A 10,176-nucleotide genomic window follows, 5' to 3' on the forward strand; every position below is an offset into this window, starting at 1 on the left:
CGGTTTTAAATCGTTATTTTATTATAAAAACCCTTATTTTTGTAGCAGAAACAGGTACTTTTATGCGTCTTATTCAGAATGTTTCTAAATAAAGTAACTTGATAATTATCATTTTCATATTAAAAAAACATCGCTATGGGTTCCCAGGAAATTATAAAAATTGAAGATGACTTTACCCTAATTCGTTTTCAAAATGATGGCGCCGATGCCTTTCAAGCCCAGCGTGAAGTAAGCAGCGGATTGATTCAGTTTCATTTTGGATTAAAAGGAAATGCGAAATTTATCTTTAATCAGGGAAATTATGCATTGGAATTGAAAGAAGAAAAATCATTGCTTTTATACAATCCGCAGAAGGAACTTCCTTTAAATCTGGAATTAGCTCCTAATTCCTGGGTGATATCAGTGATTATTTCCATCAAAAAATTTCATGCTTTATTCTCTACCGAAGCGGATTATATTACTTTTTTAAGTGCTGATAACAAGGACAAAAAATATTATAACGAAGGAAATATCAGTCCATCTATGGCGATTGTTTTGTCACAACTGTTCCACTACAGTCTTCATCCATCGATAAAAAACCTATATTATAAAGGAAAAGGATACGAATTGTTGAGTTTATATTTCAATAGAACTGAAGATCCAAACGCAGAACAATGTCCTTTCTTAATAGACGAGGATAATGTAATGAAGATCAGGAAAGCCAAAGAAATCATCATTGCCAATATGGCTGAACCGCCAGGATTACAGGAATTAGCCGATGAAATAGGTTTGAATTTAAAGAAACTCAAAATGGGTTTCAAACAAATTTATGGTGATACCGTTTATGGCTTTCTGTTTGACTACAAAATGGATTTTGCCCGAAAATTACTCGACAGTGGTTCTTATAATGTAAACGAAGTAGGATTGAAAATTGGGTACAGCACCGGAAGTCATTTTATAGCGGCATTCAAAAAGAAATTTGCCACTACTCCAAAAAAATATTTGATGTCAATCAACCCAAATATGCAGTAAAGAATTGATTTCTTATATTAAACAATAAATAAAAAATAGTTAATCGCAATTTATAAAAAAGTAAGTTTAATTACTTTTGTACTAACAAAAAAAGACAACATGAAAGGTGTATTATTAGTAAATCTTGGTTCCCCAGAAAGTCCGACTCCTAAAGACGTTAAACCGTATTTAGATGAATTTTTAATGGATAAATACGTAATTGACGTTCCGTTTTTGTTACGTGCATTATTAGTTCGTGGGATAATTTTACAAACAAGACCTAAAAAATCAGCTGCCGCTTACGCAAAAATATGGTGGGACGAGGGTTCTCCGCTTGTGGTTATCTCTAAAAGAATGCACGCCAAAGTAAAACAACTGGTTGACATTCCCGTTTCCTTAGCGATGCGTTATGGAAATCCATCTTTATTATCTGGTTTACAGGAATTGCATGATAAAGGCGTAAATGAAGTGATGCTTTTTCCTTTGTATCCGCAACATGCGATGGCATCTACAACCACAATATTAGAACTGGCCGAAGACTTGCGTAAAAAGCATTTTCCCGAAATGAAATTCACGATAGTTCCAGCCTTTTATAACAAACCAGATTATATAAAAAACCTGGCTGATTCCATCAAAAGTCATTTAGTAGGTTTTGACTACGATCATTTATTATTCTCCTACCACGGAATTCCGGAGCGTCACATTCGCAAAACGGATATTACCAAATCACATTGTAAAATTGACGGTTCTTGTTGCAACACCCCGTCGCCGGCACATGAGTTTTGTTACCGCCATCAATGTTATGAAACGACCAAACAAGTTGTAAAATTGCTGGGAATTCCAGAAGGAAAATACAGCCAGACCTTTCAGTCTCGCTTAGCGGGAGACAAATGGCTGACACCATACACGGACGTCGAAGTAAACAAAATGCCTGAAAAAGGAATTAAAAAACTTGCCGTTGTAACGCCTGCCTTTGTTTCTGATTGCCTGGAAACTTTGGAAGAAATAGCAATGGAAGCCAATCACGAATTCAAAGCTCATGGTGGTGAGGAATTTTTAGCAATTCCATGTTTGAATGACAGTGACGATTGGTGTGAAACAGTAGGTAGCTGGATTACTAATTGGTCGAATGCCTCTCCATCCGTTAAAGTTGACTCTGAAAAAATAAACGCTTAAATGGCTGTTACCGCCGATGAGTTAGGAACTCAGGACATCAAAAGACTCTTGATAAAACAGGCAGTTCCTTCTTCTATTGGGATTTTATTCATGTCCGTCAACATCTTGATCGACACCATATTTGTCGGACAATGGATTGGCTCTTTGGCCATTGCAGCGGTAACGGTTGTTCTGCCTATCACTTTTCTAATTTCCTCTTTAGGAATGGCGATTGGTGTGGGCGGAGGCTCTGTGCTTTCACGAGCTTTGGGTGCAAATAATCATGAAAAAGCAAAAATCACCTTTGCCAATCAAATCATGATGACTTTCTTATTGTCGTCCATTTTTGTTGTTTTTGGTCTCTTATTCAGCAACGAAATGCTATTGCTTTTTGGGGCAAAAGGATCTATCATAAAACCCGCAAGAGAATTTTTCTTTCCTATCATAATATCGGTTCCGTTTTTGGCTCTTTGTATGATGGGCAACAATATTATTAGGGCGGAAGGAAAAGCTAAATTCGCTATGGTTGCTATGATTATTCCTGCTTTTGTAAATATTATATTGGACATTCTTTTTATAAAAGTGATGAATTTAGGCATGTTTGGGTCCGCATTGGCTTCAGCAATATCCTATTTCATGTGTTTCGCATTTGTACTTTGGTTTTTTATTTTTAAAAGTGAATTAAAACTACGCCCAAGACATTTTAAGTTTAAACTTCCAATTATAAAGGAAATAACAGAACTAAGTATTGTCACTTTTTCGAGACAAGGCGTGGTGAGTATTTTGGCTATAATTTTAAATCATACTTTGTACACTTATGGCGGTGAACATTCCGTTGCTGTTTATGGAATCATCAGCCGAATGCTGATGTTCGCTTTGTTTCCAATACTGGGAATCACGCAAGGTTTTCTGCCTATAGCCGGTTTTAATTATGGTGCTCAAAATTATGAAAGAGTTAAAGAAAGTGTACAACTTTCGATAAAGTACGCCGCCTTTCTAGCTTCACTTATTTTTGTGGTTATCCTAATTTTTGCAAAACCTATAGTTTCCGTTTTTACTACAGACCCAAAAGTAATTGCAGAGACCCCTGAAGCTTTGCGTTGGGTTTTTGCAGCGTCACCAATTATTGCTGTTCAGTTAATTGGTGCAGCCTATTTTCAAGCCGCCGGAAAAGCAAAAAAAGCATTGCTTTTGACTTTAAGCAAACAAGGGTTTTTCTTAATTCCGCTAGTGCTGATACTACCAAATTTTTTAGGTATTTTTGGAGTATGGATAGCCTTTCCAATTGCCGATATTTTATCAACAATATTAACTGGCTACTTTCTAAAAAAAGAAATAAACACAAAATTGATTCAAACTAACGATGGAATATTATAATTACCTTAAATCTTTGCACCTCATCTTTGTCATCACCTGGTTTGCGGGACTATTTTACATTGTTCGCTTGTTCGTTTACCAAATTGAAGCGGCACAAAAACCATCTCCAGAAAAAGAAATCCTGCAAAAACAATACAAAATAATGACGTACCGCCTCTGGTATATTATCACTTGGCCATCGGCAGTTTTAGCAAGCATATTCGCATTTTGGATGTTGTTATTTACAGATTTGGGACAAGCTTGGTTAAAAATGCCGTGGATGCACGTAAAACTTGGCTTTGTATTTGTTTTGTATTTGTATCATGGTAAATGCCACCAAATATTCAAGCAATTGCAAAACGACGAGGTAAAATACACAACAAATTTCATGCGTTTGTGGAATGAAGGTGCCACAATTATACTTTTTGCAGTGGTGTTTTTAGTGATTTTAAAAAATGCCGTGAACTGGATTTATGGTGTGGTTGGAATTTTTCTTTTTTCACTTTTAATTATGCTTGGTTTTAAATTTTACAAACGAATTCGAGAAAGAAATCAATCTTAATTATGTTCAAGAACTTTAAAATGTCGATGCTTTCCTTACGAATCAGGATTTTCCTATCCATGATTGTATTGATAATCATGGCGTCCATTTTGTTAGCTTCTATTTCTATCATTCAATTCAAAAACGAAGCTAAAGAATACCATCAAGAGCGCTTAGAACGAAAAGAAGATGCGATAAAAGAACATATAAATTATGTGCTTTCTACCACTACATATCCTTTAACAACTGAGAATTTAGGTTTGATTTTTAAAGACAAAATTCACGAACTGGCACAAATTCATAGTATTGAAATTAACATTTACAGCTTAGACGGAAAACTGTTGAAATCATCTAAAGAATCATTTTCTGTAGACAAAGTGTCGCCTCCTATTCCAAAATACATCCTGAAATTAGTTCGTTCCTCCATAGAAAAAAGATATGTGGACATTAAAACGATTAATGGAGTAAAGAATCGATCGTCCTATAGCCAAATAAAAGATGATAAATTCAAAACCCTTGGAATATTGAATCTACCTTATGTGGAAGATGATAGTTTCTACGAAAATGAATTAAACAACTTCTTGATTCGTTTGGGTCAGGTGTATTCTTTTATGCTTATTGTAGCTTTTGCAATCGCCTATTTTCTTTCGACATATATTACAAAATCACTAAAAACGATTTCTGATAAGTTGAGCGAAACCAGTTTGAATCAAAAAAACGAAAAAATCGTATTAGAAGCCAGTAGCAAAGAAATCAATCTGTTGATAAAGGCATACAACGGAATGGTGGATAAACTGGAAAAAAGTGCTATAAAACTGGCGCAAAGCGAGCGTGAAGAAGCTTGGCGCGAAATGGCAAAGCAAGTCGCTCATGAAATCAAGAATCCGCTAACGCCAATGCGATTGACGGTGCAAAGTTTCCAAAGAAAATTTGATCCAAATGATACCGATGTAATACAAAAGATGAAGGATTACTCCGAGACATTGATTCAACAAATTGATACGATGAGCGCCGTTGCATCAGCATTTTCAAATTTTGCTTCGATGCCGGCACAACAAAACGAAACACTAAATGTCGTTAATGTGGTAGATCTGGCAATGGATATTTTCAATGAGGAATACATTGTTTTTGAAAGTGATTCTCCTGAAATTATTTCGAAAATAGATCGGACACAACTCATTCGAATAATTACAAATTTGGTTAAAAACGCGATTCAAGCCATTCCAGAAAACCAAGAAACCAAATCCATAATCGTAACGGTGAAAAAAGAGCAAAATAACGTCTTGATAACCGTTGAAGATAACGGGATTGGAATTCAACCAAAAGATATCAGTCGTATATTTGAACCAAAATTCACCACTAAAAGCAGTGGAATGGGTCTTGGTCTTGGTATTATTAAAAACATTATCGAAAATTATAAAGGAACGATTACCTTTGAGTCTGAATTTGGAAAAGGAACTACTTTTACGGTTTCACTTCCAATAATTAACACTTAAAAATTACAATTATGAATTACGAAAATATTTTAATTGCAACTGAAAATAACATTGCAACGATTACCATTAATCGTCCTACAAAACTGAATGCACTGAACGGAATGACTATTTCTGATTTGCATAAAGCAATTAAAACATTAGGAAAAAACAATGAAATTCGCGTAATCATTTTAACTGGAAGTGGAGAAAAAGCTTTTGTTGCCGGAGCAGATATTGCAGAATTTGCCAACTTTTCTATCGAAGAAGGAATGCAACTAGCTGCTGAAGGACAAGCAAAATTATTTGATTATATAGAAAATCTAAAAACTCCTGTCATCGCTGCAATCAATGGTTTTGCTCTTGGTGGCGGATTAGAATTAGCTATGGCGTGTCATTTCAGAGTTGCTTCTGATAATGCCAAAATGGGACTTCCTGAAGTTTCCCTTGGATTGATTCCAGGTTATGGCGGGACACAACGTTTGCCACAATTAGTAGGAAAAGGACGTGCGATGGAAATGATTATGACCGCGGGAATGATTACCGCAGAAGACGCCTATAAAGCTGGCTTGGTAAACCATGTAGTGCCACAAGCAGAACTTTTAGAATTTTGTACAGGAATTGCGAAAAGAATAATGAAAAATTCTCCTTACGCTATTGGCAAAGCCATCAAATCAGTCAATGCCAACTTCAAAGAAGGTAAAAACGGTTATGAAACCGAAATAAAAGCGTTTGGAAAATGTTTTGGAACCGAAGATTTCAAGGAAGGAACTACTGCCTTTTTAGAGAAACGAAAAGCGACTTTTAAAGGGAAATAAAAGGCGTCTAATCACAACCGAAAGGTTAAAGACTATACTTTTAAAAATATAATATATTATCTAAAATTTAACTTATGTCTTACCAACCTGTATTTGCCCAATTTTGGGAAAAGGTAAAAGAAAGCATCCAAAATGGAACTTATGCCAAATTAACTTTAGCTAAGACTATTGGTGATACCGAATTAAAAAACATTTACGTTCGCCCGGTGTTGAACGATGACATTTTTAGTCTTTCGATTACGGCGCGTTATAAAACGGAAGAAGTAGAAAGTTTTCACACTATAGATGAAACTTTTATTATACTGGCTCCCTATATGAATAACCCTTTTTTGACAGCTCTACTATTTACAACGGAGAATGATATCACCTTTAAACTCAATAAAAAAAGAGTGGGAAGTATTGTTGAACAAGCACCAACTTTTAAAAATGCTTCGGATGTTATCCTGGAAATGAAAGCGAAAGGAATTTCGATTTAAGATTTTTGATTAACGATTGCTGATTTTTGAATTAAAAATCAGCAATCATTAAACATCTGAAATTTAAAATAGTGGTCAGTGATCAGAATTTAGTTATCAGTTTCTGGTTTGTGTGTAACAAGACTGAAATCGATTTTTTTGAAGTAGAGCATTACTATTTCAACGTCAACAAACTGAATACTAAAAACTGAACACTGCTTACTTACTTCTCCCCTTCCCATTCCGCATAAAACTGCGACAAAAATCCTTGCATATACTTATGTCTTTCTTGTGCAATTTGCTTTCCGGTTTCCGTATTCATTTTATCTTTTAAAAGCAATAACTTTTCGTAAAAATGATTCAGCGTTGGAGAATCATTGTTCTTGTATTCTTCCTTTGACATTTTAGTGTTTGGGGCGATTTTAGGATCATACAGCGTTCTATTTTTAAATCCTCCGTAATTGAATGCTCTTGCAATTCCAATGGCACCTATAGCGTCTAAACGGTCTGCATCTTGAACCACATCTAATTCTATGGACAAGAATTTCTTTTCGAAATTACCGCCTTTATACGAGATGTTTTCAATGATATTTATTACGTGTATTATTGTTGGTTCGGCCGTGTTTTGTGCTTCCAGAAATTCTCGCGCTATTCTGGGACCAACTGTTTCGTCTCCGTTATGGAATTTACTGTCTGCAATATCATGGAGCAAAGCACCTAAACGAACGATTGTTGGGTCACATATTTCATTTTTGGAAATTAAAACTGCGTTTTTATACACTCTTTCAATATGGAACCAGTCGTGTCCACCTTCGGCATTTTGTAATTTTTCTTTAACAAAAAGAATGGTATTGTCTATTATATTTTCTTTAATCATCGGTAAAATTGGTATTAATCAAAAATGTTGAATTCTGAAGCAAAACAACTCCAAAATTCAACATTATCTATTCTTAGTTCGAACTCAGAAATCTATCGTGCTAAAGCTGGCTCTACCCATTTGAAAATGTGGGATTCTTGCGGTATTACCATTCTTTCTGATATTCTCGCCATTCTTGCTGGTAATTTTATCAAATAATCACGTGCTTTCTCTGCTTCATCAGTCAAACCGGTAATCTTATCAATTTCCCATTTGTCAATTAATTTTTGCATGATATCTACGTAATCCGCTGCTGTATAAACACCAATTCGCTGCGCAGAATCAGAAAACTGCTCAAAAGCTGTGCTGATCTTTTGCCCTGATTCTCTCAAGAAATGCGCTGGCATAACGATTTTTGCTTTCATCATATATTGAAAAGCAAGCATCATTTCGCTAGGGTCTACTTGAAATATCCTGTTCACAAATTCGCTGTATGCATGATGATGGCGCATTTCGTCACCAGCAATCATTTTACACATTTTAGACAATTTGTTATCCCCATATTTTTTAGCCATTTGTGCCACTCTGTTATGAGAAACATACGTTGCTAATTCTTGAAAACTGGTGTAAACAAAGTTTTTATATGGGTCTCTTCCGGTACCAATATCAAAACCATCATTTATAAGGTGTTGCGTCGTCATTTCGATTTCACGCATGTTTACACGACCAGACAAATACAAGTATTTATTAAGCAAATCACCGTGTCGGTTTTCCTCTCCGGTCCATTGTCTGATCCATTTAGACCATCCATTTCTCTCCACGTTATCAATCCCGTCTACATCCATTAACCAGGATTCGTAGGTTGGCAAAGCTTCTTCGGTAATGGTATCACCCACTAAAGTCACCCAGAAATCGTACGGTAATTCTTTTGCAATTTCACGTAATTCTTTAACCTCATCAAAAAAGGTATCACTTTCAGAATTAGGCAAAAAATCAGAAGGTTGCCATATTTTCTCTACTGGGATTAGGTACTGATCAACAAAGCTATCCACGTTTTTTTCCAAAAACTGCATTACTTCTAATCGAATGTTTTTTATTGACATTATATAATAAATTAAATTTTTATTCCTTGAACAACAGTTCTTTCTGTTTTTTCCAATAGCTCTTCAAAACTATAATCTTTTACAGCTAATGGTTTATGTATTACAAAGGTAAGGTGATTTCCTAAACCTAAGGGGAAAAATCCGTATTTTACGATTTTCCACGAATTGTTTATCGTTACTGGAACCACATAGGCCGATGGCGCATATTTACATAATATTTTCAATCCGCTTTGAGAAAATACCTTTGGATTCCCAGTTTTACTTCGCGTCCCTTCCGGGAAAATAACGGCAGAACGTTTGTGTTTTTCTATATATTTAGATAATTCTTTAATGGCCGGAATGGCTTGTTTAGGATCTTTACGATCGATTAGCACAGAACCTCCATGTCGCAAATTATAAGAAACGCTGGGAATTCCTTTTCCTAATTCTTTTTTACTGACAAATTTACAATGAAAACGGCGTAAATACCAAATTATCGCAACAATATCGTAGAGACTTTGATGATTAGAAACAAATATTAAAGGAACATTTTTAGGAATATCTTCTATGTTTTCAAATTTATAGGTGGTTCCTAAAAGATTGGTACATCTGACCAAAAAAAAATTCATGTAATCAACACTTTTTTTATGCGCCTGATAACCAAAAACGGTAAGACAAAACCATTGAATGGGATGAAAAATAACCAAAGTAAGACCAAAACATAAATAATAAATTATAGAAATGGGATACGAAATTAATTTTTGCATGCTTAATAAATTAGCCACAAAAGTAAGAAATATATTTTTAGCCCGATTTTAAATCCCAAACAATATATAGACTGATGGTTTAATTGTAACTTTGCTAGCTAAAATCCATGTCTTTTTTCTCCTAAAATGAACTTCACTTATCCAAAAAACGAAAAGCTAAAAAGTAAAATTACCATTGGATTATTATTTTCTGAAGGGAAATCTGTATCTAAATATCCACTGCGGTTAGTTTATTATTCAGGAAATTTAGGGAAAGGTCAAAAAATCAAGATGGGAGTTTCAGTATCCAAAAAATATTTTAAAAAAGCGGTAGACCGAAATTATTTCAAACGTGTGCTGCGCGAAACCTACCGCCTCAACAAACATTTATTGATAGACAACTTGAATCAACCGCATGCTTTCATGTTGTTTTACCAAAGTAAAGACCGATTGCCTTACGAGGAAATCAACACCAAAACTATTCAACTGTTTGGGAAGTTTTTGCAGCAAAACATTAAATCTGCTTTGCCGGAAAATACCTCGAATTTAGAAGAACTGTAATTTTCGTTTCTTCTAAAGTATACATTATAACCCGTTGGGTGTAATTAAATGATTTGATTTTTGATATTATTTATTGGTCTATCAAAGATAAATTTATTGATATATTGAACCAATGTTAATGCTGTTATTTTTGCTAAAATTCTT

General features: G+C 34.8%; 11 protein-coding genes and 1 pseudogene. 8 read left to right on the forward strand and 4 right to left on the reverse strand.

What is annotated here, in order from left to right; translation table 11 throughout:
• The first annotated feature begins 135 nt into the window (after positions 1-135).
• From ACFX5F_RS09290 to ACFX5F_RS09320, 7 genes are all read left to right on the forward strand, one after another.
• Entirely contained in the window at positions 136-1,011 is an 876-nt protein-coding gene (locus ACFX5F_RS09290) for a helix-turn-helix domain-containing protein (RefSeq protein ID WP_379851786.1), read from the forward strand.
• 99 nt (positions 1,012-1,110) lie between these two features.
• Positions 1,111-2,166, forward strand: a complete 1,056-nt coding sequence (gene hemH, locus ACFX5F_RS09295; RefSeq protein ID WP_379851787.1) for a ferrochelatase — start codon at positions 1,111-1,113, stop codon at positions 2,164-2,166.
• Positions 2,167-3,522: an MATE family efflux transporter gene (locus ACFX5F_RS09300; RefSeq protein WP_379851788.1), complete on the forward strand. Its 1,356-nt coding sequence runs from the start codon at positions 2,167-2,169 to the stop codon at positions 3,520-3,522.
• Positions 3,509-4,063 carry a CopD family protein gene (locus ACFX5F_RS09305; RefSeq protein ID WP_379851789.1) on the forward strand — a complete coding sequence of 185 codons (555 nt, stop codon included), beginning with the start codon at positions 3,509-3,511 and terminating at the stop codon, positions 4,061-4,063. Before ACFX5F_RS09300 ends, ACFX5F_RS09305 begins: the two co-directional genes overlap by 14 nt.
• A 2-nt stretch (positions 4,064-4,065) precedes the next feature.
• The gene (locus ACFX5F_RS09310) at positions 4,066-5,538 is read left to right on the forward strand and encodes an ATP-binding protein (protein ID WP_379851790.1); all 1,473 of its coding nucleotides are present in this window, start codon (positions 4,066-4,068) and stop codon (positions 5,536-5,538) included.
• Positions 5,539-5,549: 11 nt separating this feature from the next.
• Entirely contained in the window at positions 5,550-6,332 is a 783-nt protein-coding gene (locus ACFX5F_RS09315; RefSeq protein ID WP_379851791.1) for an enoyl-CoA hydratase/isomerase family protein, read from the forward strand.
• Between the two features lie 74 nt (positions 6,333-6,406).
• On the forward strand, positions 6,407-6,808 hold the full coding sequence (locus ACFX5F_RS09320; protein ID WP_379851792.1) for a hypothetical protein: 402 nt from the start codon (positions 6,407-6,409) through the stop codon (positions 6,806-6,808).
• 202 nt (positions 6,809-7,010) lie between these two features.
• Here the strand turns inward: ACFX5F_RS09320 and ACFX5F_RS09325 are convergent, their stop codons facing one another.
• The 3 genes from ACFX5F_RS09325 to ACFX5F_RS09335 all read right to left on the reverse strand — a co-directional run bounded on the left by ACFX5F_RS09325 (position 7,011) and on the right by ACFX5F_RS09335 (position 9,492).
• On the reverse strand, positions 7,011-7,664 hold the full coding sequence (locus tag ACFX5F_RS09325) for an HD domain-containing protein (protein ID WP_379851793.1): 654 nt from the start codon (positions 7,662-7,664) through the stop codon (positions 7,011-7,013).
• Between the two features lie 92 nt (positions 7,665-7,756).
• Positions 7,757-8,746: an acyl-ACP desaturase gene (locus tag ACFX5F_RS09330; protein ID WP_379851794.1), complete on the reverse strand. Its 990-nt coding sequence runs from the start codon at positions 8,744-8,746 to the stop codon at positions 7,757-7,759.
• 11 nt (positions 8,747-8,757) lie between these two features.
• Positions 8,758-9,492, reverse strand: coding sequence for a lysophospholipid acyltransferase family protein (locus ACFX5F_RS09335; protein WP_379851795.1), 735 nt, complete (start codon positions 9,490-9,492; stop codon positions 8,758-8,760).
• A 126-nt stretch (positions 9,493-9,618) separates the two neighbouring features.
• Here ACFX5F_RS09335 and ACFX5F_RS09340 point away from each other — a divergent pair, with 126 nt between their 5' ends.
• Entirely contained in the window at positions 9,619-10,032 is a 414-nt protein-coding gene (locus ACFX5F_RS09340; RefSeq protein ID WP_379851796.1) for a ribonuclease P protein component, read from the forward strand.
• 44 nt (positions 10,033-10,076) lie between these two features.
• Here the strand turns inward: ACFX5F_RS09340 and ACFX5F_RS09345 are convergent.
• Positions 10,077-10,176, reverse strand: a pseudogene (locus ACFX5F_RS09345) (IS982 family transposase); the annotation flags it as partial.

Source organism: Flavobacterium zhoui (assembly GCF_042787235.1).
GTDB classification, from domain to species: domain Bacteria; phylum Bacteroidota; class Bacteroidia; order Flavobacteriales; family Flavobacteriaceae; genus Flavobacterium; species Flavobacterium zhoui.

What these genes read in the sequence shown, in the direction of transcription:
- ACFX5F_RS09290 (WP_379851786.1), top strand. Translation starts at nt 136, where the DNA reads ATGGGTTCCCAGGAAATTATAAAAATTGAAGATGACTTTACCCTAATT.
- hemH (WP_379851787.1), top strand. Translation starts at nt 1,111, where the DNA reads ATGAAAGGTGTATTATTAGTAAATCTTGGTTCCCCAGAAAGTCCGACT.
- ACFX5F_RS09300 (WP_379851788.1), top strand. Translation starts at nt 2,167, where the DNA reads ATGGCTGTTACCGCCGATGAGTTAGGAACTCAGGACATCAAAAGACTC.
- ACFX5F_RS09305 (WP_379851789.1), top strand. Translation starts at nt 3,509, where the DNA reads ATGGAATATTATAATTACCTTAAATCTTTGCACCTCATCTTTGTCATC.
- ACFX5F_RS09310 (WP_379851790.1), top strand. Translation starts at nt 4,066, where the DNA reads ATGTTCAAGAACTTTAAAATGTCGATGCTTTCCTTACGAATCAGGATT.
- ACFX5F_RS09315 (WP_379851791.1), top strand. Translation starts at nt 5,550, where the DNA reads ATGAATTACGAAAATATTTTAATTGCAACTGAAAATAACATTGCAACG.
- ACFX5F_RS09320 (WP_379851792.1), top strand. Translation starts at nt 6,407, where the DNA reads ATGTCTTACCAACCTGTATTTGCCCAATTTTGGGAAAAGGTAAAAGAA.
- ACFX5F_RS09325 (WP_379851793.1), bottom strand. Translation starts at nt 7,664, where the DNA reads ATGATTAAAGAAAATATAATAGACAATACCATTCTTTTTGTTAAAGAA.
- ACFX5F_RS09330 (WP_379851794.1), bottom strand. Translation starts at nt 8,746, where the DNA reads ATGTCAATAAAAAACATTCGATTAGAAGTAATGCAGTTTTTGGAAAAA.
- ACFX5F_RS09335 (WP_379851795.1), bottom strand. Translation starts at nt 9,492, where the DNA reads ATGCAAAAATTAATTTCGTATCCCATTTCTATAATTTATTATTTATGT.
- ACFX5F_RS09340 (WP_379851796.1), top strand. Translation starts at nt 9,619, where the DNA reads ATGAACTTCACTTATCCAAAAAACGAAAAGCTAAAAAGTAAAATTACC.